The organism is Actinoallomurus bryophytorum, assembly GCF_006716425.1.
Classification (GTDB): domain Bacteria; phylum Actinomycetota; class Actinomycetes; order Streptosporangiales; family Streptosporangiaceae; genus Actinoallomurus; species Actinoallomurus bryophytorum.
In genome coordinates this window covers 108239-132658 of record NZ_VFOZ01000002.1, presented here as the reverse complement: position 1 = coordinate 132658, position 24420 = coordinate 108239, and the positions used below count along the sequence as shown (strand labels likewise).

Genomic DNA, 24420 nt, shown 5'->3' with positions numbered 1-24420 from the left:
GTGACAGCGTTCGGACAACCCCTTCTGCCATTGAGGCGATCATCGAGTTGACTTCTCAGAGACCGCGTACGTCTAAGAACGGCCCCATCGAGAGCCGCAACCACCTGGAGGACCTGAGCCCGTCGCTACGGGCCTACGTCCTGGACCGCTGTAAGCGTGAGGGGATCCCCGTCACGTCGGTGCGCGTCGTCTCCTCGACCGAGGTCATCATTCCCTGATCGCCGGGACGGTCGGGATCTCACTCCAGGCCAGGGCGGACGCTCCGGCCTGCGAAGGCGGTCACCGAGTTCACAGGCCGGAGCGCACTGCCCCACGCGGTTCCGCCCGGCCGGACCGGGCGGATCCGCGAAGCGGTCGTTGATGGCGACCAGGCGGCCGGCGCTCCTTCTGTGTTCTCCTCCAGAAGGTCAGGTCGTCTCCCCATCCGGCTCGGTCGCTCCCACGGTGAGGGCCGGACAAAGCGGGATCGGCCCAGGTGCGGCTTTGTCACGCCACGAGAGAACACGGGCTCGCCGTTGACGATCCCCGTTTTCCAGCCATGTCAAAATTCTTAATCGGCATCCTCTTCAAGCCGCTTTAGGTGGCATTCACCGCAGATAGGCGCCAGAACGGACGCGCGGTGGGGAGGTGGGTCCGAAGCGGGCTCTCGGGGTCGGGGCCCCCGTCGGATCCCCGCCGCGCTCGCCGTCGTTGCGGCCTGCGGCCGCGACCATCGCCGGTCTCGGGGGCCGGTCGTGCCGGCGCATGCGTGCCCTGCCGTACGGCATTCCGCGGTGCACCCGACGGCCCGACCGGAATCGGTCGCCTGCTCGCTAGCTATTGCGACTTCTAACCTTTTTGCATGAAATGTCACATGCCGTAATCCCCCGTCAACGGAGCCCCCCATGCGACGACGTATGCTCGGCGCGATCGCCCTCACGGGCGCGATCGTGACCGGGTCGGCCGTACCGGCCCACGCCGATCACAAACCCGCGATCAAGGTCACCGGCGGCGAGACGCAGCCGATCTTCTCCCGCGCCGACGCGGTCACCCAGACCGTCAACATCGAGGTCCCCGTCGACAGCGACTCGGACGGAACGCGGGACCGGGTGCAGCTGCGGATCATGCGCCCGAAGGAGACCGACCAGGGACTCCGGGTGCCCACCATCGTCGAGCCCAGCCCGTACTGGGCCGGTGGCAACGACATCACCAACCACGACGTCGACATCGACGACGTGAGCACCCTGGGCGCACGGAACGCCCGCCAGAACCGCCCGGACGACGCCCTGGCCGCCACCTTCCCGGGCTACTACGACAACTACTTCCTGCCGCGCGGCTACGCCGTCGCCGACGTCGACAGCCTCGGCACCGGCGGCTCCACCGGCTGCCCGACCTCCGGAGCCCGCAACGAGCAGGCCGGTGCCAAGGCCGTCGTCGACTGGCTGAACGGCCGGGCGCGCGGCTGGGCGCCGGACGGCACGCCGGTCACCGCGACCTGGTCCACGGGGAACGTCGGCATGATCGGCCAGTCCTATGACGGGACGCTGCCGAACATGGCGGCGGCGACCGGGGTGAAGGGCCTCAAGGCGATCGTGCCGATCGCGGGGATCTCCTCCTGGTACGACTACTACCGTGCGAACGGCGGCGTGCTCGCACCCGGCGGATTCCAGGGCGAGGACCTCGACGTCCTGGCGAAGTACGTCTACACGCGTGCCGACCGCGAGATCTGCAAGAAGGTCATCGACGACATCGAGGCGAGACAGGACCGCGACACCGGCGACTACAGCCGGTTCTGGAACGAGCGGAACTACGTCCAGGACGCAGCCAAGGTCCGCGCGGCCGTGTTCGTGGTGCACGGGCTGAACGACTGGAACGTCAAGACCAAGCAGTCGGTGCAGTGGTGGAACGCCCTTGCCCGCAACAACGTGCCCCGCAAGCTCTGGCTGCACCAGGCGAACCACAACACGCCGTTCCGCTGGCGGGTCGAGGAATGGCTGCGGCAGACGCACCACTGGTTCGACTACTGGCTGTACGGCATCCAGAACGGAATCATGAAGGAGCCGCGCGTCGACATCGAGCGGGCTCCCGGTCAGTGGGAGCAGCACTCGGACTGGCCGGAGCCGGGGACCCGCACGCTCGACCTGCATCTGAACCCCTCGGGTGAGCTGAGCACGAAGGCGCGGTACGGCGCGCCGCAGTCGCTCATCGACGAGGGCCGTACCCGCACCGCCGAGCAGCTCGCGGACAACTGGACGCAGCCGGATCCGAACCGGCTGGTCTACCTCACGCCCGCGCTCACGAAGCCCATGCGCGTGGGCGGCACGCCGACGATCTCGCTGCGCGCCTCTCTGGACGGCCGCTCGCCGTACCTGACCGCGCTGCTCGTCGACTACGGCACCGACACCCGGCCGACGGGTGCCGTGGCGAGCACGGGGGAGCAGGTCTGTTACGGCGAGAGCGTTCCCGGCGACTCGGGCTGCACGACCCGCACGGCGCACGTGACCGAGACCCAGCCGTTCAAGATCGTGACCCGTGGCTGGCTGGACGCGCGCAACCGGCACGACCCCTCACGCACCGAGCCGCTCAAGGCGGGGAAGGCGTACGACTTCCGCTGGGACTTCCAGCCGAACGACTACGTCTTCAAGGCCGGTCACCGGCTGGGCGTGGTCGTGATCTCCACGGACTACGACTACACGCTGCGCTACCCGGCCGGTACGAAGGTCACGCTACGGCCCGGAGGCAACGTCCTTCATCTGCCCGTCGCCCCCCGCTGACGATCTCGTCCCGCCGTGATCACGCGACCGGCCGTCGCGTGGTCACGGCGGGACGTCAGTGGTCACCGCCTGAACGGCGTCGCCGCCGGTTCGTTGGCAATGTCAGTGTTTTCCCCGATGGCGGCGGCGCGAACGGTCCGTGAAAGTGGGTTCGGCGACAGTGGTCTCACCGCTGGCGACGGTGGATCGCCGGAGGGCGTATGCTGCGGATCCATTTCACGGCCGATGACCTGGCACGGACGCGCATCATGCGTGGTGCGGACGTCATGTGGGAGATCGTCTCCAGCCTGCAACTCCTGCAGAACCGCGAAGGCGCGGTCGTCTTCGACCGCTGGCGACGCCAGGTCCGCGGCCGGCTCGGCCGATGGGTCCGCCCGCTGATCACTCTCGCGCCGCACGCGGCGTACTTCCCGGACTTCCTGACCCCGCCCGAGGGCAGCCCGAGCCTGGAGCACGGCCTGGACAAGGTCCTTTCCACCCCCCGTACCCGGCTGCGGGAGGACCTCGGGATCCTCGCCTCTCTCCGCCGGCTGCCGAGCTGGACCGGCCGGCTGGCGGCCGGCGACATCGAGACCGTCGACGTTCTCGACAGCGCGTTCCGCGCGTACCACGGATCCGTCATCGCTCCCGACTGGGCGTTGGTCCAGGCGTCCGTCGAGGCGGACCGGGAGCGGCGCGTACGCTCCCTCGCGGTGGGCGGTTGCGAAAGCCTGCTCAACAGCTTCCAGCCGCTGATGCGATGGAACCCGCCCGTCCTGGAGGCCGACTACCCGGTCCGGCAGGACCTCGTCCTCGACGGCCGCGGATTGCTCCTGGTGCCGGGGTACTTCTGCTGGCGCACTCCCGTCACGCTGGTCGACCCGGAGCTGCCGCCCGTACTGGTGTACCCGATCGCGACCGAGGCCCGCCTCGCCTCCGAAGCGCCCGCGCACGCGGACGACCGGTCCCTGGTCAAGCTGCTGGGCCGTACACGCGCCGCCGTTCTCCGCGCCGTGGAGAGCGGCGGCACCACCACGGACATCAGCCGCAGAACCGACACCTCGGTGGCATCCGCCAGCCAGCACGCGACGGTCCTGCGTGAAGCGGGCCTGATCAGTACCCGCCGGGACGGCGGCGCCGTGCGGCATACGCTCACGCCGCTCGGTCAGGCCGTCCTCACCGGCCGATCACGGCTTCCCTGAGGAACGCGCACCACGGCCGGGAGGCGGCCGCCGCTATCCGTCCTCTTCGGGGATGCTCGGCAACTTCTGCGTGAGCACGCTCCCGGACGTGACGGTCGCCTTGGCGATCACGGTCTTCTCGTGTCGCAGCGCACCGTTCTCCCGCAGCAGGTCGTCGGCTTCGGCCCGCAGCCGGGCCACCCTCGCACTCATCCGGACGTGGACCACCACACCGCCGACACCGACGCCAACCGCGAACGCTGCCAGTGCGGGCATCCACAGCACGACGACCGCGGCGACCACCAGAGGCAGGACGACCAGGATGACTCGGGCATTTCGGGCGGCCCCGTCCAGCGCGGCGTTGAGACGCCTCGGGATCCTCACACGTGCTCCTTCCACATTCGACGGCACCGAACTTCGGGAAAGATCAACCATAGGTGTGACGCTGAGTCGCCGCGTACGCGAGAGGCTTCGGGAGTGTGCCGTGGAGGGGGCGGACGATCCGGTGGTGAGTGTTCGTCGTCCGTGCCGTACGGTGCCACGAGCCCCCTGAGGCCAAAGAAAGGAGGCCGAGCCGAATATGCCGAGCGTCTATTGCACGCAGTGCGGTCACGCCAATGCAGAGGGTGCCCACTTTTGCTCGAATTGCGGCACTCCGCTCACCCGGGGCGTTCCGCCGGTGATGGGCGAGTCCGGCGATTCGACGTCGACGATGTCGCTGAGCGCGATCGAAGCGGCCGTCGAAGCCGAGCAGGCCGAGGAGCCGGCGGCCGAACAGCTCGGAGTCGAGTCACTCCCCGCGAACACCGCCCTCCTCCTCGTCAGACGAGGACCGAACGCCGGAAGCAGGTTTCTCCTGGACCGTAGGACCACGACCGCGGGCCGCCATCCGGAAAGCGACATCTTCCTTGACGACGTGACCGTGTCCCGCAGCCATGGCGAGTTCTACCGGCACGGCGCGCACTTCTCGGTACGCGACGCCGGCAGCCTCAACGGCACCTACGTCAACCGTCAGCGGATCGACGAGGCAGTACTGTCCAACGGCGATGAGGTCCAGATCGGCAAGTTCCGCCTGGTGTACCTCAGCAACGCGCTCGAAGACGTACCCGCCGACCCGGCTGAGCCGGTGCGCCGTTCGCGGCGTGGCTGGTGGAGGCGTTGGCTGCCGTAAGCGTCTCAGCGTCGTGCCGCGCGGTCAGGCGGCCGGCCGGGGCCCGGTGAGATCGAGCCGGGGCCAGCGGCCGGTCTGGATCGCGCGGCACCGTCCTGTCGCGGCCGGGGCACGGTGCGCGCCGCGTATCCGCGCGGGTGGGATCGCCGGGGGCCCCGCCCGCACCCGGCGTTTGTCGACCGCTCCGCAAGGGGATTCCTCACGGATGCCGGAAGATCGTGCCGAGCCGGCCGCGATCCGTGCGGATGTAGCGCGGCGAAGGGGATGACCGGCCGGTCCGGCCTGGGGACACCGTCTAGGGGGATGGATGAGTGTGCTGGATGAGGCGTTGGAGTTCCTCGGTCTGTCCGCGAGGTCGAACACGCATGATCCCTATGAGCTGGCCATGCCGGGGACACGTACAGAGCAACGGGAGCTGGCCGAGGCGATGCGCCGGCTGCCCGGCCGCTTTGCCGGCCGGGTCTCGGCGCAGGTTCGAGAGCAGGTCAACGCCGCCGCGGCGGCCGGACGGTGGGAGCAGGCCGTTGACAGGCTGGTCACCGCCCTACGGGCGAGTGGTGAGGTGCTCAGCGACCAGGAACACGAGCTCCTGGGAGCCGTACTCCAGGCCCTGAACATGTCAGGCGAACGACTCGACGCACTGACGCGGCGCCAGAACGCTCTCGCACAGCCCGTCCGCGATGCGCACGGATCCATGAGCACGTCACCGGGCTCGTACGGGCCGGAGAGTTGAACCGCCCGGAAAGCCGGGCGGTCGGCGGCGGCCTTCTCGTCGGCGCCGGGCGGATCGTGTCCGCGCTCCGACGGTGCGCCGGCGCCATGGGCGGACCCTCGCGGGCCGGCCACCGCAGCGGGGAAGCTCCTCGTCAGGGTGGCCTCTCGCGATCGGGGTAGGCAAGACGACAAGCAAACAGGCAGCTCAGGGGGGATGTCATGATCAAGATTATGCGGAAGGCCGGTATCAGCTCGTCGATGCTCTACACGGCCGGTCTCGCGTCGATCGGTCTGTCGATCGCGTCGTGGGTCACCTCACGCAACCTCGAGTCGAAGGGCATCGCGCGGGCCGACCGCTGGGGGATCTTCGTCGGGCAGTGGGCACCGACCTTCTTCGCGCTGGGCAACGCGATGCGCATGGAGGAGGAGATGGGCGAGACCCGCCCCTCGGAGAAGGTCGAGCACATGAAGGCCAGCATGCGAGAGAAGATGCCGGTCACCTGACCTGCGCCTCTACGGCCCTGCCTTCATGATTGTTTTTCTCGTACCGGGTAAGCGGGACGTATGAGTCAAAACGGTCAAGCGGACTTTCAGGACTCCCTCATCGAGCCGCAGGGAGTGAACGCGGGAGCCGCCGTCGACGCGGAGACGTCCCACGAGGATCCGCCGGAGAAAGGTCCCGTGCCGCCGACGACACGGGAGCTGAACGAGGCGCGTCCGGACGAGATGGTCGGGCTGCCGGAGCAGATCCCCGGCTACCCCGGCCAGCAGCGTTCCATGGACACCAGCTGACTCCCGGCGGAGTGCCTCCCGGTCCGGCCGGCGCCCGGGAAGGCGAATCCGCGGCATGCCGCCCCGTATGTCCGTGCCGGACACCGGCTGCGGGGCGGTCGCCGGTCCGTGGGCGCACGCCGGTGCCCTATTCGTGGTTCTTCAGTTCGGGAAGGACCTGCTCGGCGTAGAGCGCGAAGAAGCCGTCCTGCTCGGGGCCGATCTGGTTCACGTACACCTCGTCGTAGCCCGCGTCCAGGTAGGCCTGGAGCGCTTCGAGGTGCGTCTGCGGATCCGGGCCGCAGGGGACGTTGCGGCCGACCGCCTCCTCGGTGACCAGCTCGGCGAGCTGACCGAAATGCCGGGGCAGGGGGAGGAGCTGGGCGGCCTCGCCCGGCAGCTGGTCGTTGGGCCACAGCCGGTACGCGGTGCCGCGTGCCTGCGCGGCGTCCGGGGCCCAGCACACCTTGAGGCCGCCCTGCGCCGGCTTGCCCGAGCCTCCACCGGAATGGAAGGCGGCCAGCAGGCCGGGGTCGGGCTCGACGCAGATGAAGCCGTCGGCGATGCGCCCGGCCAGCGTCGCCGCCTTCTCGCCGAAGCCGGACATGTAGATCGGCGGGAGGCGGTCCGGCAGGGTGTAGAGCCGGGCCGTGTCGACGTCGTAGTGCTTGCCGTGATGGGTGACGAGCTCGCCGGTGAACAGGCGGCGGATGATCCCGACCGCCTCCTCGAGCATCTCGAGGCGTTCCTCCGCCGGCGGCCACGAGGATCCGACGATGTGCTCGTTGAGCGCCTCGCCGGTACCGACGCCGAGCGTGAAGTCCGTCAGAGTGGCGCTCGTGGCCGCGGCCTGGGCGATGACCACCGGATGGGTACGGACGAGCGGGCAGGTCACGGCGGTGGTGATGGGCAGAGAGGTCGCCTGGGAGATCGCGCCGATGACCGACCACACGAACGAGCTCTGTCCTTGCTCGTCGAGCCAGGGATGGAAGTGGTCAGAGATCCACAACGCCTCGAAACCGGCCTGTTCGGCGAGTCGCGCCTGCCGGATCAGCTCTCGCGGCGCGTGTTCCTCGCTGGACAGGAAGTATCCGACCTTGGTCATTTGTCTCCTCCGCGGCCGAACAGCTCCTGGGCCTTGGTCTTGAGACCCTTCTTGACCATGCCGGTGGCGTCCGGGTCGCCCTTGATGATGGCTTCGGCGGCGTCCTTGATCTGTTCGAAGTCCGCGTGTGGCGGGATGGGCGGGATATCGGGGTCGCAGCGCACGTCGAGGACGACCGGCCGGTCGGCGGCCAGAGCCCGGTCCCAGGCCGGTCCGACCGCCTCGGGCTTGTCGACCTCGATGCCCTCCAGGCCGATCGAGCGGGCGAAGGCGGCGTAGGAGATGTCGGGCAGGGTCTGGGACTCCTCGAACTTCGGCGCGCCGCCCATGGCCCGGAGTTCCCAGGTGACCTGGTTCAGGTCGTTGTTGTGCAGCACCGCCACGATCAGCCGCGGGTCGCTCCACCGGGAGTGGTAGCGCTTGATCGTGATGAGCTCGGCGAGGCCGTTCATCTGCATGGCGCCGTCGCCGACGAACGCGATGGCGGGCCGGTCCGGGTGGGCGAACTTCGCGCCGATCGCGTACGGCACTCCGGATCCCATGGTCGCCAGGGTGCCCGAGAGCGAGCCGCGGACCCCGGCTCGGATCTTCAGGTCGCGGGCGTACCAGTTCGCGGCCGAGCCGGAGTCGGCGGCGAGGATGGCGTTGCCCGGGAGCCGTGAGTTCAGCTCCCAGAACAGCAGCATCGGATTGATCGGGTCGGCCTCCACCATCGCCTGGCGTTCGACCGTGTCCCACCAGCGGGTGACGTTCTCCTCGACGGTCCGGCGCCAGGAACGGTCCTCGGCGCGGCGCAGGCGGGGGATGAGCGCCCGCAGGGTCTCGCCCGCGTCGCCGACGAGGTTGACCTCGGTGGGGTAGCGCATACCGATCATGCGGCCGTCGATGTCGATCTGCACTCCGCGGGCCTGGCCGAACGGCGGCAGGAACTGGGAGTAGGGGAAGTTGGAGCCGGCGATCAGGAGCGTGTCGCAGTCACGCATGAGCTCGTAGGAGGGCCGGGTCCCGAGCAGGCCGATGGCGCCGGTCACGTAGGGCAGGTCATCGGGCAGGACGTCCTTGCCGAGCAGGGCCTTGGCCACGCCCGCACCGGTGAGCTCGGCGACCTCCATGACCTCGGCGGCGGCGGAACGGGCGCCCTGGCCGACCAGGATCGCCACCTTGGAGCCGGCATTGATGATCTCGGCGGCACGTTCGATCTGGTCGTCGGCGGCGCGGGTCACCGAGGGTGTGTGGCCGGGCGCGGAGGACGGCACGTTCTTGAACGCGTGCGCGGGCGGCTGGTAGGCCTCCTCCTGGAGGTCGGAGGGGATGATGATGGCGGTGGGTGCGTGTTCGGCGATGGCGATCCGCATCGCCCGGTCGATCAGGTTGGGCAACTGCGCGGGTACGGTCGCCATCTGCACGTACGCGCTCGCCACATCCTTGAACAGGCTGAGCAGATCGACTTCCTGCTGGTAGTTGCCGCCCATGGCGCTGCGTGCGGTCTGGCCGACGATCGCCACGACCGGCACATGGTCGAGCTTGGCGTCGTACAGCCCGTTCAGCAGATGGATCGCGCCGGGCCCGCTGGTGGCGAGACACACGCCGGGCCTGCCGCTGAACTTGGCGTACCCCACGGCCTGGAAGGCGGCCATCTCCTCGTGCCGCGCCTGGACGAACTCGGGACGGTCGTCCGCACGGCCGAGGGCCGCGATGATCCCGTTGATGCCGTCACCGGGGTAGCCGAACAGATACTCCACATCCCATTCACGTAGACGTTTCAGCAGGTAGTCCCCAACAGTGAGCGCCATGACCAGATCCTCCGCGGGGATATCGGCTCTACCGGGTCCGCTTCCCGGCTGGCGCGGTTGAAACCCGATGCGCAGGTAATCGGACCTGCCTGCTTCACCCGGCTCATCCTTGCCGTCGACCGTCAGCCGGGCCGCGGTCATCCGCGTCGGCGGGATCGCCGAGGGGAAACACTCAACTACGTGCTGCCGAGTGTTTCCGGGGGGAATCTGTGATGCCGACGGCGAAAGTCACCGAACGTACGCCGCGTGAGCGCGCGTCATCCAGGCCGGCGGGCCATGGGCCGGTACGACGGTCCGGCGGCCGCCGAGCCGTGCCCCGGATCGGGCAGGGCACTCGCCTGAACGTGCCCGGGCTGGGCCTGGTCACCCTTCCCTGCCGCGATCAACTGGTCTTCTTCGGCGGGCTGGGGCTGCTCGCCGTGGTGGGCGTGATCGAGTGGCCGGTGGCCGCCGTCGTCGGGGCGGGTCATCTCCTGGCGGCCAAGCGCAACAACAAGGCTCTCCGGCAGGTCGGCGAAGTGCTGGAGCAAGCCTGAGCCCGCACGGGCACTCACCGTCCCCGTCAGAGTCCGCGTCGGTCGTGCCTCCGTCAAAGGACGTCGTGCCTCCGTCAAAGGACGAAGTGGGCTCGAACCGTCGTACCGCCCGGCCTTGTGTGCATCCGGACCAGGTCGGACAGCTGGTTGACCACGAGTACGCCCCGGCCGCCGGCCATGTCGAGCGTGAGGGGGTGGCGTCCCACGAGCGGGTCGGAGATGAACCCGGTGTCCTGGACCTCGAAGACCAGGTACACGTCCTGACTCCAGACTCGCAGGCTGCCCGCTCCGCCGCCGTGCGCGAGGCTGTTGGCGGCCATCTCGTTCACGGCGAGCTCCACGTCCATGACGCGGTCGGCGGCCAGGCCCGCCCGGCGGGCGTGCTCGGCGGCCAGCGCCCGGGCCTGGCCGAGGTTCGTCTCGTCGAAGGCCAGCAGCACGGGCCGGCCGTCGGGCTCGGCCAGCGGCGGGTCGTACGTCTCCCTGATGTCTTCGGGCGCGTACGCGGCGCTGTGGTGTTCTCCGTCGTCGTCGATCAGGAGGGGATGGGTGGCGGCGGCGTCGGCGAGGACACGGGGATGCAGCTCGTCGGCGTCGTACGGGCACAAGATGGTGACCGCGCGGCCGGTGAACGCCAGGTTGATGAGCGCTTCATGCTGGACACACGCCGGATACTCGTCCTCGCTGCGACCCGGCCAGATCGGCTGTCCGATGATGCGTACCCGGCCGTCGGGATGAGCGTCGGCGAATCCGCGCAGGACCCCGGGGATGATCCACCCGGGGTTACGGCCGGCCTGGGCCATGTCGACCCATCGCACCTGGGCGGCGGAATCACCCAGCTCGGAGCGCAACAACGGCAGGTTCCGCCCCGGGACGGCCACCGCGACCGGCTCGCCGAGCTTCAGCCCTTCGCGGATGAAGGGCACCGTGCCGGCCAGGTAGCCCTGGACACCGCGGTAGAACAGCGCGGGATGAACGAACGGCTCCGTGACCGGCCTTACCTGTGCGGAACTCGCTGAACTCATCGCGCGCGTACTCCAATCCCCGTCGTACGATGCGATGGTACGTGCAGGCCGCGGAACGACGCCGATACGGTGACCGCGCCACCCTCGATCGAGCCGTTGATCGTCGGGCTATCATCCCGCTGGAGCTACTGACGTATGGCCGAGGTCGAGGTGGGGGACCAGATGGGGGAACAGCTGACCGTCGTCACGCACACGGCCGGGGAGTGCGTGGTCCTGACGCTCGCGGGAGAGCTCGATGTCACCAATGCCGCCGAGGCCGAAGAGGCGGTGCGGATCGCCTGGCAGGACCCGTCTGCGCATCTGGTGTTCGACCTGAGCCGTCTGGCGTTCATGGACTCGACGGGCGTCCGCGTCCTCGTCCGCGCCCGTCGCCGGGCCACCGAACACGAGGGGACCATCGCGCTGGCCGGGCTGACTCCATCGGTATCGCGGATCATCGAGCTCACCGGGCTGGACCGGGCCTTCGCCATCCACGCCACCCTCGACGAGGCCCTCCCTTAGCCGCGGGCTGTCCGGACCCGAGTCCGAGGGCGGTTCGGGTGCGGTGTACCCGTCGGCTAGTCTCGGCAGGCGCGCCGAGGACTTGCGGGGCGTGCGGGCCCTAGTTGTACTGACCACGGAGGTTGGTGACGGCGACACGGTGCGATGATCTTGAAATAGGTGAGGGCCTTCTGGCTCGGTGTGGATTGCGACATCTGCACCGGCGACCAGAAAGGCCCTCATGCCGCACCGTAACGCACCCCTGAGTGAGACCGGACGCCTTCGCCTGGCCCGCTGTGTCGTGGAGGACGGCTGGCCGCTACGGCGGGCCGCTGAACGCTTCCAGGTCTCGGTCACGACCGCCCAGCGGTGGGCAAGCCGCTACCGCACCCACGGTGAGGCCGGGATGGCCGACCGTTCCAGCCGCCCACACACCAGCCCACGGCGTACCCCGACCCGGACCGAGCGGCGGATCATCAAGGTCCGGGTGGCGCGGCGGTGGGGACCGGCGCGGATCGCCGGCCTGCTGCATCTGAACCCGGCCACTGTGCACCGGGTCCTGGTGCGCTACCGGCTCAACCGGCTGGCCTGGACCGACCGGGCGACCGGCCGGGTGATCCGCCGCTACGAACACCAAGCACCGGGCGACCTGGTCCACGTCGACATCAAGAAACTCGGCAACATCCCCGACGGCGGCGGACACAAGACCCTAGGCCGCCAGGCGGGGCGTAAGACCCGCTCCGGCGCCGGGTACAGCTACATCCATACCGCCGTCGATGACCACTCCCGCCTGGCCTACAGCGAAATCCTCACCGACGAGAAGAAACACACCGCCGCCGCGTTCTGGACCCGCGCCCAGGCCTTCTTCACCTCCTGCGGCATCATCGTCCAACGCGTCCTGACCGACAACGGCGCCTGCTACAAATCCCACCCCTGGCGCGACGTCCTGGCCACCGCCGGCATCGTCCACAAACGCACCCGCCCCTACCGGCCCCAGACCAACGGCAAGGTCGAACGACTCAACCGCACCTTGCTGGAGGAATGGGCCTACGCCCGCCCCTACCGATCAGAGACCGAACGACGCCAAGCCTTCCCCGACTGGCTGCACGCCTACAACCACCACCGCGGACACACCGCACTGAAAGGCCAACCACCCGCCAGCCGCATCCCCAACCTCACGGGACAGAACACCTAGTCGCTGGAGGATGCATGGATCTCAGCGTCGAGTCGACCGTCACCGACGACGGCATCGCCGTGTTGACGATCAGCGGGCCGATGGACGTGGAGACCACGCCACCACTCCGCGACCAGCTGGTTCGTCTCGTCGACGAAGGCCGTCATCGGCTCGTGCTCGACCTGAGTGGTGTGGACTTCATCGACTCCATCGGCCTGGGGGTCATCGTCGGCATGGTGCACCGGCTCCGTCCCCACGATGGTTCGCTGGCCATGGCCGCGCCATCGCCCCAGGCTCGCAACGTCCTGCAGATCACCCAGCTGGTCCGGGTCGTCGCGGTGTGCGACACCGTCGAGGCCGCCATCAGTGCCGTCCGTGACGGCAGCGCCGTCGTCTCGGCGACCCGGCGGGACCCCGGGGGGCAGGCACCGGCCGGCTGACGGCCGCCTGGTATCCGGTGACCGCCGATGCTGGGGAGAGCTCGGACCTGGGGCGAGCCGTAGGCTTTGGTCTGTGACGACACCCACCGACTTGTCGGCTACCGCCGAGGTCAGGCTCCAGCAGATCCAGGCGATCACTGATGCCGCGCTCTCGCACCTGGACGACGAGGGTCTGCTGGGCGAGCTCCTCGAACGGGTCCGCGAGATCCTCCAGGTCGACACCGCTGTCGTGCTGCTGCTCGACGACTCCGGCCGCCGGCTGGTCGCGGTCGCCGCCCGTGGGATAGAGGAAGAGGTCCGCCAGAGCGTTCAGGTCCCCGTGGGCAGGGGCTTCGCCGGGCGGGTCGCCGCCGAACGTCGTCCGGTGATCATCGAGGACATCGACAGCGCGGACGTCGTCAATCCGCTCCTGGTGCAGCGCGGCATACGTTCGTTGCTGGGTACGCCGCTGCTGATCGGAGGCGACCTGCTGGGTGTGCTTCACGTCGGTACGTTCACCGGCCGCCGGTTCACCCCCGATGAGGTGGAGTTCCTCCGGCTCGCCGCCGACCGTGCGGCGATGGCCGCGCGTTCGCTGCGCGCCGGGTCCGAACGGGCGGCGGTCAGGGAGCTCCAGCGCAGCCTGGTGCCTGCGGCGTTGCCGGTGATCCCCGGCATCGAGATGGCCGCCCGGTACAGCCCGGGGACGGCCATCGTCGGCGGAGACTGGTACGACGTGTTCACGCTTCCGTCCGGTGAGCTGGGCGTGGTGATGGGGGATGTGGCCGGCCAGGGACTGCGTGCCGCCGTGATCATGGGTCGCATGCGCAGCGCGCTCCGCGCCTACGCGCTCGAGTTCGACGATCCGGCAGAGGTGCTCGACAAGCTCGATCGGAAGATGCAGCATTTCGAGGGCGGCATCATGGCCACTGTGCTGTACGCCGTCTGTGACCCCGAACTGGAGTCGGCGCGGATCGCCTCGGCCGGTCACTGGCCTCCGGTGCTCGCCGCCCCCGGATGTGCCGCCACCCTGCTGGAGATCGACCAGGGCATCCTGATCGGGGTCGACGAGGTCCCGCGACGCCGGTCGACCAGAGTGCCGATCCCCCCGGGTTCCGTGCTGTGCTTCTACACCGACGGTCTCATCGAACGCCGGGATACCACGGTCGAGACCAACCTGGCCCGCCTGTGTGAGTCCGTCGTACCCGGGCCGCCCGACACGGTCTGCGCGTCGGTGATGGCGGCGCTCGTCGGCCGTGAGACGGTACGCGACGACATCGCCCTGCTGACCCTGCGGCGCATGCCGTAGCCGGCGCTCCGTACGCGGGCCCGGTCCATGCCGGGTCACCGAGCCGATGGCCGGGTGCCTCGCCGGCGCGAAAGGCCGCCTGGTTCGGCGCAGCGTGGGAGCGGAATGTCTACACGCATGAAACGAACGATGTCCGTGCTGGTCGCCGCGCTCGCTCTCGGCGCCTGCGGCGGCGTGGACGAAAAGGACGCGGGCCACTCGACGGCCGGCCACCCCAGGGGCGCCGGTTCCGTGGCGGCGACGGCCGGGCACAACGCCCAGGACGCGAGGTTCGTGCAGATGATGATTCCGCACCATCAACAGGCGGTCGCCATGGCCGAGCAGGCGGCCCAAAGGGCGTCCTCCTCGAAGGTCAGGCGGCTCGCCGCCCGGATCGCGCGGGACCAGGACCCGCAGATCCATGCGATGACCGGCTGGCTGAAGGAATGGGGGACACCCATGCCCTCGCCAGGCGGCATGCACATGGGCGACGGGATGATGTCCGACGCGGACATGAAGAGGCTCGGCGCGCTGTCCGGCGAGCGGTTCGACGAGGCGTTCCTGCGGATGATGATCGAACATCACCACGGCGCCGTCACCATGGCCAGGACCGAACAGGCCCGCGGCTCCGACGCGGAGGCCAGGGCCATGGCGGGCAGCATCGTGACCGCCCAGTCCGCCGAGATCCGGGCGATGCGGAAGCTGCTCACCGCGATGTAGCCGATGACGGCGCAGGGCTCGCCGCGGGCGAGACGGTGGCGTGGAACGGGATGGAACGCCTCAGCTGTGGAAGTGCGGGATCGCCGGTCGAGGCACCGGGGTCCCTGCCGAGACGAGGGGGATTCCATGTCCGTTCACAGGCGAAAGCACCGTTTCTCGCGCGACGCGATACGCGTCGCCGGGGGTGCGGCGGCGCTGGCGGCCCTGCCGGGCGCGCTGTCCGTACCGGCCGCGACGGCGAAGCCCTGCTACGGCGACTGCCAGCCCGGCGTCGTGCGCGCCGCGGGGGTCCTGAAGTACGACGCGCCGGTGGGCGTGGACGACCACATCACCATCGCCGCCGGCAGTGGGTTCCTCACGGTCACCGACACCACCGCGACCTTCACCGCGGGTGCCGGATGCACGATGGTGACCGCGCACCAGGCGCGGTGTGCCTCATCCAACTTCTCCATCGTCGTACGCGGCCTGGACGGCGACGACGTCATCACGAACACGACGAGCCTCGGCGCGCACCTCATGGGCGGCGCGGGCGACGACCGCCTCGTCGGCGGCTCGGGGGATGACCTGCTGACCGGCGAGTTCGGCGCGGACGTGCTGCTGGGCGGCGGCGGGTCCGACACCGCCGACTACTCCGAAACGTCGATCAGGACCGGCGTACGTGCCGATCTGGACGGCGCGCCGGGCGACGACGGCGGCTCGGAGGACGGCCCCGCGGGGTCCCGTGACACCATCGGCGCGGATGTGGAGAACCTCCAGGGCACCATCCGGGACGACGTACTGACCGGCAACGCGGGCCCGAACACCCTCACGGCCGTGGGCGGCCACGACGTGCTCCAGGGCCTGGGCGGCGGTGACCAGCTCACCGGCCGGGGCGGCGGCACCGTCGACGGCGGCGATGGCACCGACCACTGCATCTCCGACCTCACGGGTCTCCCGGAGCAGCCGGACCGGTTCGCCGGCTGCGAGGTCACCCAGATCGTGAGCTGACGAACCGGTGCACAAGGGTCTGACCGGCGGTCCGGCGGCGCGGACGGCCCTCGTGACTGTGCGGCGCCCGCGCCGTAAGCTCGCCGCGTGGGAGACTCGCCCGAGGCCGTGGGGCCCGAGAATCGCCCGGCCGTACCCGGCGTCCGAGCGTCCGATGACGACCGCGAGCGCGTCACGGTCGCGCTGCGGGCGGCGTTCGCGGAGGGCCGGCTCACGATGCCGGAGCTGGAGGAGCGGCTGGCCGCGGCCTACGCCGCCAGGACCGGCGCCGAGCTCACGACGCTCACGCACGACCTGAGGGTTTCTCCACCACGGCCGGCCGGCGAGGCAGGCGCGACACCCACCTCGACGAGAGACGTCGGGATCATCGCCGGGTTCGAGCGCGGGGGCCGGTGGATGGTGGGGCGCGCCTTCCGCGGGCTGGCGGTGATCGGCAACGGCGAGATCGACCTCCGTCAGGCGCGGTTCATCGACGGCGAGACGACCATCCACGCCACCGCGATCATCGGCACCATCACCGTCGTGGTGCCCGAGGACGCCGATGTCCACATCGGCGGCACCGGGATCATCGGCGGCTTCGACCATCACGGCGAGGGGCCGGGAACACCCGGTGCGCCCCGCGTCACGATCACCGGCCTGGCGTTCTGCGGGAGTGTCCAGGTCCAGCGGCGTCCCGCCGGTGCGGAGGCACCTGATCCCCGGCTGGAACGCGCCCGGCGCCGGCTCGAGCGCAAACAGAGACAGCGGGAGCGCAAGCTGTCGCGCTGACGCCCCGGCGCATGAGGCGTACCCGTCGGCGCGACCGTGGGAATGATCCGGGATTCGGGTGGGAGCCCCGTGCCGGCGCCTACGGTGGACAGTTGTGAGCGTCAGGGCGGTGGACAGGTGAACACGCGGCCCGTGGCGACCTTCGCCCGCACTTCGGCCCGCGTCCTGGGACGCGCACGCGGGCGGATCGCCGACGCCGCCTGGTTCGGCGTCAGCGTGCTGATCGCCGTCGGTCTGGTCGGATCTCAGCTTCGGTCGGCGACGTCCTCCCTGGCCGAGGTCGCCGACACCGCCGCCGCGGCGGCCGCCTGCCTGGCGCTGTGGTGGCGGCGTCGGTGGCCCGTTCCGATCGCCGTCGTGCTGGGCGTGCTCACCTGTCTCACTCCGGCGGCACAGGTCCCGGCACTGGTCTGTCTGGGCACCGTCGCCAGCCGCAGACCCGTACGCCCGCTCATCGCGGTCGCCCTCGTCCTGGTGGCCGCCACGGTGACGCGCTATGTCGACGAGCTCTCCGTTCCCCGGTTCACGTTGAAGATCTCTTCGGAGCGCGGCGACGGAAACGGCGCCGTCAATTCGGCGCTTCTGCTCGTGATCGTCATCGCCTGGGGGCTGTACATCCGGGCGCGGCGCCAGCTGGTCGCGTCCCTGCGGGAGCGGGCCGACAAGGCCGAGGCCGAGCAGCGGTTGCGGATCGAGCAGGCGCGGAGCGGCGAGCGCGCCCGTATCGCACGGGAGATGCATGACGTCCTGGCCCACCGGATCTCGCTGATCAGCCTGCAGGCCGGCGCATTGCAGGTCAGCCGGCGGCAGGACGACGCCGTCGCCGAGTCCGCCGCGCTGATCCGTACCAGCGCACACCAGGCACTGGAGGACCTGCGCGGGGTGATCGGGGTACTCCGGGCGGGGGAGAACGAGACCTCGCCCCTGGTCCCGCAGCCCACGCTGGCCGACCTGCGCCGGCTCGTCGAGGAGTCCGTACGGGCGGGCATGGCCGTGTCACTGCATGAGGACCCCGGCGACGCGTACGGCGATGTTCCGGCACACGTCGGCCGGACGGCCTATCGCGTGGTGCAGGAGGGACTGACGAACGCGCGCAAGCACGCACCGGGCGCCGCGGTCACGGTCAGGGCGTCGCTCGGTACCGGCCTGGACGTCGAGGTCCGCAATCCGCGCGGGACGGCTCGCGCGGACCTGGCCTCGCCGATTCCAGGCGCCGGCCAAGGGCTCGTAGGCCTGTCCGAACGGGCTAGGCTCGTCGGCGGACGGCTGGAGTACGGATGGACCGCGAAAGACGAGTTCCGGCTCGCCGCCTGGCTGCCTCTTCGGGAGTAGGAATGGTGTCCACGGACCGGCCGGTGCGTGTGCTCGTCGCCGACGACGACGCGTTCGTCCGCTCGGCCCTCACCACCATGCTGTCCGCCAACGACGGCACGTCGGTGGTGGCCACCGCCGGCGACGGCGCCCAGGTCATCGCGGCGGTGGACCGGTATCACCCCGACATCGTGCTGATGGACATCAGGATGCCGGGGATGGACGGCCTCGCCGCGACGGAGCGGCTCTGTGTCCGGGCCGCGGCGCCGAGGATCATCATCCTCACCACCTTCGACGCGGACGAGTACGTCATGCGGGCGCTTCGGGCCGGAGCCGCCGGCTTCCTGCTCAAGGACTGCGCGCCCGATGAGCTGTTCCGTGCGATCGAGACCGTGGCCGGCGGAGACGCCATGCTGTCCCCGGCGGTCACCCGGCGGCTGCTCGCCCAGATCAGCGATCCCGCCCGGGCCGAGCGCCGGTCACGTGCACGGGAGGCGCTCGCCCGGCTCAGCGACCGCGAACGTGACGTCGCGTACGCCGTCGGCCGTGGCAGGTCGAACGCCGAGATCAGTGCCGAGCTGTTCCTCAGCACGGCCACGGTCAAGACCCATGTCTCGAGCGTGCTGAGCAAGCTCGGCGTCGGCAACCGGGTCGAGGTCGCGCTCATCGTGCACGACTCCGAGCCGGCCTGAGGCCCGGACACACCATGACCCGCCTCGGGCCGGTCCGCTCAGGTACGGCAGACCGTACCGGGCGCGGGCAGCACTCCGCCGATCAGATACCGGCCCTCCGCCGTCCGGGCGCAGGCGCTCGCGATGACGGCACCGTGGCCGTACCCGTCGTAGGTCAGTAGCCGCCCGCTGGTCAGCTGCCGGGAGAGTGACCGGGCCCAGGCGTACGGACCGGCCGTGTCGTGCGTGATGCCGACCACGAGGATCGGCGCGGCGCCGTACGCCCCGACCGGATGCGGCCGTACCACCGGCGGCACCGGCCAGCGTGCGCAGACGGTGTTGGTGCCGGCGATCGTCGGCCGCGAGAACACGGGCTGCCGCCGCTCACCGCGTCGCGCGTCGGCCATGACCTGGCGCGCGTCCCGGTGGTCCGGCAGGTCCAGGCAGAGCGGCGCGGCGTTGGCGATCGTGATGGGTGGGTCGGTGTCCTTCTCGCCGGAGGCCTCCAACGCCGGCCCGGCATCCCCGTGCCGCAGCGCGGCCAGCACCTGGTCGAGCCGCGCCCACGTGTGGGGCTGGATGAGCTGGCCGTACACGGCGTCGTAGAGCATCGACTGGGTGACGGTGCCGCCGCCGGTGACCGGCAGCGGCGTGGTGTCGGCCTGCTTGAGCAGCGCGAGCAGCCAGTCGCGTGCCCGGGCCGCGGTCATGCCGTGAAACGGGCACCCGGCGCGGTCGTCACACGACCGCAGATAACCGTTCAGGGCGTCCTCCTTGGCGGAGGTGTTGCCCCGCATCCACGCCCGGTAGTCGAGCGTGGGGTCCCCGGCGCTGTCGAGGACCATCCGCCCCACCCGGTACGGGAACAGGTCGGCGTAGTGGTAGCCGAGCACGGTCCCGTACGAGTATCCGGCGTAGTCCAGCCTGTCTTCCTTCAGGACGGCCCGCAGCACGTCCATGTCGCGTGCGGTGCTGAGAGAGTCCACATGCGCGAACAGCGGCCCAGAGGCACGCATGCACGCCCGCGCCCAGCCGGCTGCCGCCGTCTCGTACGCCCGGCGTTCGCGCAGGGTGTCCGGTGAGCCGTCGGCCGAGGCGAACGCGGCGTCCGCACCGGCTGGGCACGTCAGCGGGTGCGACCTGCCCGAGCCGCGCGGATCCCAGCCGACCAGGTCATAGGCGGCGACGAGGTCCGCGCCGATCCCGCCCACGGCCTGGGGCACGAAGTCGACTCCGGAGGCCCCGGGACCGCCCGGATCCAGCAGGAGGGAACCGCGACGGCTCCCGGTGGCCAGGTGCCGGCTCACCGCCAATGACACCACCGGCCCGTCCGGCCGGGACCAGTCCACCGGCACCCGCACCCGCGCGCACTGCAGCGGGATCGCCTCAATGTCACAGGAGGTCCAGGTCACCGCCTGCCCGTAGAACTTCGCGAACCGCCGCTGCCCGGCCGGATCGCCGTGTGGGTCCTGACCGGTCCGGCCACCGGTCATCGCACCGGCCGCTGCCGTCGATACGGCGCCGGCCAGCGCGACGGCGACCAGCACGACCACCGGCCACGCCAGCCGGCCATTCTCGGGTTTCTTCATGGCGCAGAGGCTTCCCTGCCCCATCCGCGACCGCATCGGCCGAGGGGTCGGCACCCGGCAATACCAAAGTATGAAAAGTCGTGGTGGTCGGGACCGGCCGGCCCTGGTCGTGGCCTGGAAACGGTCTCTGGCACGCTTTGAGCCGAATGTCGACTACCGATGTCCTCACCGACACGACATGACACGACACGACACGGCGCGACGCGATCGACCCCGACCACGAGGAACGTGAATCATGGAACTACTTCGTCTCGGCCCGGCGGGACAGGAACGGCCCGCCGTACGGCATGAGGGAGCCGTCCACGACCTGTCGCCGGTCACCACGGAGATCGACGGCGCCTTTCTCGCCGCCGGCGGCGTCGAACGCACCCGAGCCGCCCTGCGCGAGGGCGGGCTGCCGCTGCTGGACGGCGCCGAGGCGCTGCGTACGGGCCCGCCGATCGCGCGGCCCGCGGCCGTCATCTGCATCGGCCAGAACTACGCGGCCCACGCCGCCGAGTCCGGGAACGCCCCGCCCGAACAGCCAATCGTGTTCTTCAAGCACCCCAACACCGTCGTCGGCCCCGACGACCCGGTGACCATCCCACGGGGCGGCACCACGACGGACTGGGAGGTGGAACTGGCCGCCGTCATCGGCCGCCGCGCCCAGTATCTCGGCTCCGCCGAGGAGGCCCTCGGACACGTCGCCGGCTACACGGTGGGCAACGACGTCTCCGAACGGAGGTTGCAGATGGACCTGTCCGGCGGCCAGTGGTCCAAGGGCAAGTCGTGCGCGACGTTCTGCCCGCTGGGACCGGCGCTGATCCCGGCCGACGAGGTGGACCCACACGGGCTCGGGCTCCGCTCCTGGGTCAACGGCGAGCCTCGCCAGGACTCCACCACCGGGGACATGATCTTCTCGGTCGCGCAGATCGTCTTCGACCTGTCCCGGTACCTCGTGCTCGAACCGGGAGACGTCATCCTGACCGGAACCCCCGAGGGCGTCGCACTCTCCGGACGTTTTCCCTATCTCACCGCGGGCGACGTCATGGAGCTGGAGATCGACGGTCTCGGCCGGCAGCGCCAGCGTCTCGTGGCCGCGAGCTGAGCGACCGGCCGGTGGCCGCGCCGGTACGCCCGTACGGCCGGTTGTGCCGGCGGACGCCGTGCGGCCACCGGCGAGTCCGTCAGCCCGGGTCCGTCTCGGTGACGCGGCCGTCGGTGACCCGCAGACGGCGGGTGGTGTGCACCGCGTCGATCATGCGGCGGTCGTGGGTCACCAGCAGCAGAGTGCCGGGATAAGAGTCGAGCGCGGACTCCAGCTGTTCGATCGCCGGAAGGTCCAGGTGGTTGGTGGGCTCGTCCAGGACGAGCAGGTTCACGCCACGCGCCTGGAGCAGGGCGAGGGCCGCACGGGTGCGCTCGCCGGGGGACAGCGTCGCCGCCGGGCGGGTCACGTGCTCGGCACGGAGGCCGAACTTCGCCAGCAGGGTACGGATCTCGGCCGGCGGCAGCTCCGGGACCACCGCGCCGAAGGCGTCCAGCAGCGGCATCTCGCCGAGGAACAGGGCACGCGCCTGGTCGACCTCGCCGACGACCACACCGGGACCGAGCGAGGCGTGGCCCTCGGTGAGAGGGGTCCGGCCCAGCAACGCCGCCAGCAGCGTCGACTTGCCGGCTCCGTTCGCTCCGGTGATCGCCACCCGCTCGGCCCAGCCGATCTGCAGGTCGACGGGGCCCAGGGTGAAGGCTCCGAGCCGTACCACCGCGGAGCGCAGGGTCGCGACCAGGGCACCGGCACGGGGAGCGGCGGCGATCTCCATCCGGAGCTCCCACTCCTTACGGGGTTCCTCGATCACGTCGAGGCGCTCGATCGCGCGTTCGGTCTGCCGGACCTTGGAGGCCTGCTTCTCGCTCGCGTCGACGCGGAAGTTCCGGCCGACCTTGTCGTTGTCGCCCCCGTTGGCGCCCCTGGCCTTCTTCCTGGCGTTCCTGACGCCCTTGGCCGCCCAGTCCCGCTGAGTACGGGCACGGTCCTCCAGCGAGCCGACCCGGCCCGCGTACTCCTCGTACTCGGCCCGCGCGTGCCGGCGCGCGACCTCACGCTCGGCCAGGTATCCCGCGTAGCCGCCGCCGTAGACGTTCACCTGCTGCTGCGCGAGGTCCAGCTCCACCACCCGGGTGACCGTACGGTCCAGGAACTCACGGTCATGGCTGACCAGCACCGTGCCGGCCCGCAGGCCCGTGACGAACCGCTCCAGCCGCTCCAGCCCGCCGAGGTCCAGGTTGTTGGTCGGCTCGTCGAGCAGGAAGATGTCATAGCGGCTGAGCAGCAGCGACGCCATCCCCGCGCGTGCCGCCTGGCCGCCGGAGAGCGAGGTCATCGGCTGGTCGAGAGCGACCGCCAGCCCCAGCTCCGCGGCCACCTCGCCGGCCCGGTCGTCCAGGTCGGCGCCGCCCAGCGCCAGCCATCGCTCCAGGGCGGCCGAGTATTCGTCGTCGGCGCCGGCACGTCCGCCGACCAGGCCCTCGGTCGCGGTGTCGAGCTCCCGCTGGGCCCGCGCCACTCCCGTACGCCTGGAGAGGAAGCCGAGCACGGTCTCACCGTCGCGCCGCTCCGTTTCCTGCGGCAGATAGCCGACGGCCGCCGACGAGGGACTGAGCGTGACGGAGCCGTCCTCGGGGGCGAGCAGGCCTCCGAGGGTGCGCAGCAGAGTGGACTTGCCCGCGCCGTTGACCCCGACGAGGCCGATGACCTCGCCGGGGGAGACGACCAGGTCGAGCCCGGAGAACAGGGCATGGTCGCCGTGCCCGGCGGCGAGTTCCTTCGCGACAAGGGTTGCGCTCATAGAACGCCAACGCTATCCCGCCACGGCCTGCACCCGGTCCGGCGCCACCTGGCCACCGCGGTACCGGCTCCCTACGGGGAGGTCGTCCCGCGCGGTGAGACGACCGGGCGTACGCGGCCGTCGTCGCGGCGCCGGTTGATCAGGGCGGCGACCACTGTGCCGGCGCCGGCAGCAGTGACAGCACGAGGGCGAGCTCGTCCTTGTGCACGTGAACCCGTTCGGCGAGCTCGGGCCGCAGCAGGCCGTGAGGGTCGACGAGCATCCGCGCTCACGATGCAGCAGAGCGGCGCCGGCCAGGAGGAGGCCCCGGGTCCACCACGACCTTCCGCCCGTCCCCACCATTGGTCTAGAGCGCGGTCGCGGGCAGTGCGCCGACACCGGCGAAGTTCCATCCGGCGGACCGCGAGGGTCGCGTGCCCGGTTCGCGGCGCCAGTCCGGGCAGTGGACCAGGCCGGGTTCGACCAGGTCGGTCCCGTCGAAGAACGACAGGATCTGCTCCCTGGTCCGGAAGTTGAACGGCGCCGATGCCCGCCGGTAGACGTCGGTCATCTTCTGGACGGCCTCGGGTGGGCGATCCTCCTTGGTCGCGTGCGCGAGCGCGATGTGACTGCCGGGCGCCAGCCGGGACCGGTAGCGGGACAGCAACCGCCGCGGGTCCTCCTCGTCGGTGATGAAGTGCAGCACGGCGACCATCAGCAGGCCGACCGGCTGGTCGAGGTCGATCAGGGCGCGCACGTCCGGATGGTCGAAGATCTCCTCGGGTTTCCGCAGGTCCGCGTCGATATAGGCGGTGGCACCCTCGGGAGCGCTGGTCAGCAGCGCGCGTGCGTGGGCCAGGACGATCGGGTCGTTGTCGACGTAGACGATCCGCGACGCCGGGTCGATCGCCTGGGCGATCTCGTGCACGCTGCCCTGGGTCGGCAGGCCGGTGCCCACGTCGATGAACTGGCGGATCCCCGCGTCGGCCAGGGCTCGCACCGCGCGCCGCAGAAAGGCACGGTTGTCGCGCGCGACTTCGGGCAGGTCGGGGATCTGCGTGTAGATCTCCTCGGCCGCTCTCCGGTCGGAGGCGAAATGGTCCTTGCCGCCCAGATAGTAGTCGTACATGCGTGCCGGGCTGGGCACGGATGTGTCGATGTCCACCGGCGGTTTACCA

General features: G+C 70.4%; 26 protein-coding genes. 18 read left to right on the top strand and 8 right to left on the bottom strand.

Going from position 1 to position 24420, the window contains the following annotated elements; translation table 11 throughout:
* Positions 1-47: 47 nt before the first annotated feature.
* The 3 genes from FB559_RS44280 (at position 48) to FB559_RS36820 (ending at position 3934) form a co-directional block, all read left to right on the top strand.
* Positions 48-218 (top strand): hypothetical protein, encoded by a 171-nt coding sequence (locus FB559_RS44280; RefSeq protein ID WP_185792650.1) that lies wholly within the window; start codon positions 48-50, stop codon positions 216-218.
* A gap of 666 nt (positions 219-884) precedes the next feature.
* The gene (locus tag FB559_RS36825) at positions 885-2753 is read left to right on the top strand and encodes a Xaa-Pro dipeptidyl-peptidase (RefSeq protein ID WP_141962259.1); all 1869 of its coding nucleotides are present in this window, start codon (positions 885-887) and stop codon (positions 2751-2753) included.
* Positions 2754-2953: 200 nt separating this feature from the next.
* Positions 2954-3934 carry an ArsR/SmtB family transcription factor gene (locus tag FB559_RS36820; protein ID WP_141962258.1) on the top strand — a complete coding sequence of 327 codons (981 nt, stop codon included), beginning with the start codon at positions 2954-2956 and terminating at the stop codon, positions 3932-3934.
* Between the two features lie 33 nt (positions 3935-3967).
* Here FB559_RS36820 and FB559_RS36815 read toward each other — a convergent pair whose 3' ends face one another.
* The gene (locus FB559_RS36815) at positions 3968-4297 is read right to left on the bottom strand and encodes a hypothetical protein (protein ID WP_141962257.1); all 330 of its coding nucleotides are present in this window, start codon (positions 4295-4297) and stop codon (positions 3968-3970) included.
* 196 nt (positions 4298-4493) lie between these two features.
* Here FB559_RS36815 and FB559_RS36810 point away from each other — a divergent pair, with 196 nt between their 5' ends.
* The 4 genes from FB559_RS36810 to FB559_RS36795 all read left to right on the top strand — a co-directional run bounded on the left by FB559_RS36810 (position 4494) and on the right by FB559_RS36795 (position 6590).
* Positions 4494-5084: a double zinc ribbon and FHA domain-containing protein gene (locus tag FB559_RS36810; RefSeq protein ID WP_141962256.1), complete on the top strand. Its 591-nt coding sequence runs from the start codon at positions 4494-4496 to the stop codon at positions 5082-5084.
* Positions 5085-5391: 307 nt separating this feature from the next.
* Positions 5392-5817: a hypothetical protein gene (locus tag FB559_RS36805; RefSeq protein ID WP_141962255.1), complete on the top strand. Its 426-nt coding sequence runs from the start codon at positions 5392-5394 to the stop codon at positions 5815-5817.
* A 200-nt stretch (positions 5818-6017) separates the two neighbouring features.
* Positions 6018-6302: a hypothetical protein gene (locus tag FB559_RS36800; RefSeq protein ID WP_246122725.1), complete on the top strand. Its 285-nt coding sequence runs from the start codon at positions 6018-6020 to the stop codon at positions 6300-6302.
* Positions 6303-6362: 60 nt separating this feature from the next.
* Positions 6363-6590 carry a hypothetical protein gene (locus FB559_RS36795; protein ID WP_141962254.1) on the top strand — a complete coding sequence of 76 codons (228 nt, stop codon included), beginning with the start codon at positions 6363-6365 and terminating at the stop codon, positions 6588-6590.
* 127 nt (positions 6591-6717) lie between these two features.
* Here the strand turns inward: FB559_RS36795 and FB559_RS36790 are convergent, their stop codons facing one another.
* Both FB559_RS36790 and FB559_RS36785 read right to left on the bottom strand, forming a co-directional pair.
* A complete protein-coding gene (locus FB559_RS36790) occupies positions 6718-7674 on the bottom strand; it encodes a TIGR03557 family F420-dependent LLM class oxidoreductase (RefSeq protein ID WP_141962253.1) in 957 nt (318 codons plus the stop codon).
* Positions 7671-9467 (bottom strand): thiamine pyrophosphate-requiring protein, encoded by a 1797-nt coding sequence (locus tag FB559_RS36785; RefSeq protein WP_141962252.1) that lies wholly within the window; start codon positions 9465-9467, stop codon positions 7671-7673. The genes FB559_RS36790 and FB559_RS36785 overlap by 4 nt, the downstream gene beginning before the upstream one ends.
* 212 nt (positions 9468-9679) lie before the next feature.
* Between FB559_RS36785 and FB559_RS36780 the strand changes: the two genes are divergently transcribed.
* Positions 9680-10003, top strand: a complete 324-nt coding sequence (locus FB559_RS36780) for a hypothetical protein (RefSeq protein WP_221640606.1) — start codon at positions 9680-9682, stop codon at positions 10001-10003.
* A gap of 74 nt (positions 10004-10077) precedes the next feature.
* Here FB559_RS36780 and FB559_RS36775 read toward each other — a convergent pair whose 3' ends face one another.
* Positions 10078-11028 (bottom strand): sensor histidine kinase, encoded by a 951-nt coding sequence (locus tag FB559_RS36775; protein WP_141962251.1) that lies wholly within the window; start codon positions 11026-11028, stop codon positions 10078-10080.
* Positions 11029-11163: 135 nt separating this feature from the next.
* Between FB559_RS36775 and FB559_RS36770 the strand changes: the two genes are divergently transcribed.
* The 9 genes from FB559_RS36770 (at position 11164) to FB559_RS36730 (ending at position 18867) form a co-directional block, all read left to right on the top strand.
* Positions 11164-11529, top strand: a complete 366-nt coding sequence (locus FB559_RS36770; RefSeq protein ID WP_141962250.1) for an STAS domain-containing protein — start codon at positions 11164-11166, stop codon at positions 11527-11529.
* Positions 11530-11749: 220 nt separating this feature from the next.
* Complete coding sequence (locus FB559_RS36765; RefSeq protein WP_141962249.1) at positions 11750-12703, top strand: IS481 family transposase; 954 nt, start codon at positions 11750-11752, stop codon at positions 12701-12703.
* A gap of 14 nt (positions 12704-12717) precedes the next feature.
* The gene (locus tag FB559_RS45005; RefSeq protein ID WP_141962248.1) at positions 12718-13122 is read left to right on the top strand and encodes an STAS domain-containing protein; all 405 of its coding nucleotides are present in this window, start codon (positions 12718-12720) and stop codon (positions 13120-13122) included.
* 73 nt (positions 13123-13195) lie between these two features.
* On the top strand, positions 13196-14410 hold the full coding sequence (locus FB559_RS36755; protein WP_221640605.1) for a PP2C family protein-serine/threonine phosphatase: 1215 nt from the start codon (positions 13196-13198) through the stop codon (positions 14408-14410).
* 117 nt (positions 14411-14527) lie between these two features.
* Positions 14528-15109: a DUF305 domain-containing protein gene (locus tag FB559_RS36750; RefSeq protein ID WP_221640604.1), complete on the top strand. Its 582-nt coding sequence runs from the start codon at positions 14528-14530 to the stop codon at positions 15107-15109.
* A gap of 126 nt (positions 15110-15235) precedes the next feature.
* The gene (locus FB559_RS36745) at positions 15236-16096 is read left to right on the top strand and encodes a calcium-binding protein (RefSeq protein ID WP_141962245.1); all 861 of its coding nucleotides are present in this window, start codon (positions 15236-15238) and stop codon (positions 16094-16096) included.
* 87 nt (positions 16097-16183) lie between these two features.
* The gene (locus FB559_RS36740; protein WP_246122723.1) at positions 16184-16864 is read left to right on the top strand and encodes a DUF1707 SHOCT-like domain-containing protein; all 681 of its coding nucleotides are present in this window, start codon (positions 16184-16186) and stop codon (positions 16862-16864) included.
* Between the two features lie 117 nt (positions 16865-16981).
* On the top strand, positions 16982-18196 hold the full coding sequence (locus FB559_RS36735; protein ID WP_185792649.1) for a sensor histidine kinase: 1215 nt from the start codon (positions 16982-16984) through the stop codon (positions 18194-18196).
* 2 nt (positions 18197-18198) lie between these two features.
* Entirely contained in the window at positions 18199-18867 is a 669-nt protein-coding gene (locus FB559_RS36730; protein WP_141962243.1) for a response regulator transcription factor, read from the top strand.
* A gap of 38 nt (positions 18868-18905) precedes the next feature.
* Here FB559_RS36730 and FB559_RS36725 read toward each other — a convergent pair whose 3' ends face one another.
* Entirely contained in the window at positions 18906-20435 is a 1530-nt protein-coding gene (locus FB559_RS36725; RefSeq protein ID WP_185792648.1) for an alpha/beta hydrolase, read from the bottom strand.
* A 235-nt stretch (positions 20436-20670) separates the two neighbouring features.
* On the opposite strand from FB559_RS36725, the gene FB559_RS36720 reads away from it, so the two are divergent.
* Entirely contained in the window at positions 20671-21522 is an 852-nt protein-coding gene (locus FB559_RS36720) for a fumarylacetoacetate hydrolase family protein (RefSeq protein ID WP_141962241.1), read from the top strand.
* Positions 21523-21601: 79 nt separating this feature from the next.
* Here FB559_RS36720 and FB559_RS36715 read toward each other — a convergent pair whose 3' ends face one another.
* The 3 genes from FB559_RS36715 to FB559_RS36710 all read right to left on the bottom strand — a co-directional run bounded on the left by FB559_RS36715 (position 21602) and on the right by FB559_RS36710 (position 24407).
* Positions 21602-23263 carry an ABC-F family ATP-binding cassette domain-containing protein gene (locus FB559_RS36715; RefSeq protein WP_141962240.1) on the bottom strand — a complete coding sequence of 554 codons (1662 nt, stop codon included), beginning with the start codon at positions 23261-23263 and terminating at the stop codon, positions 21602-21604.
* A gap of 139 nt (positions 23264-23402) precedes the next feature.
* Complete coding sequence (locus FB559_RS46355) at positions 23403-23525, bottom strand: hypothetical protein (protein ID WP_281286347.1); 123 nt, start codon at positions 23523-23525, stop codon at positions 23403-23405.
* An 84-nt stretch (positions 23526-23609) separates the two neighbouring features.
* Positions 23610-24407, bottom strand: coding sequence for an SAM-dependent methyltransferase (locus FB559_RS36710; RefSeq protein ID WP_246122721.1), 798 nt, complete (start codon positions 24405-24407; stop codon positions 23610-23612).
* Positions 24408-24420: the final 13 nt, after the last annotated feature.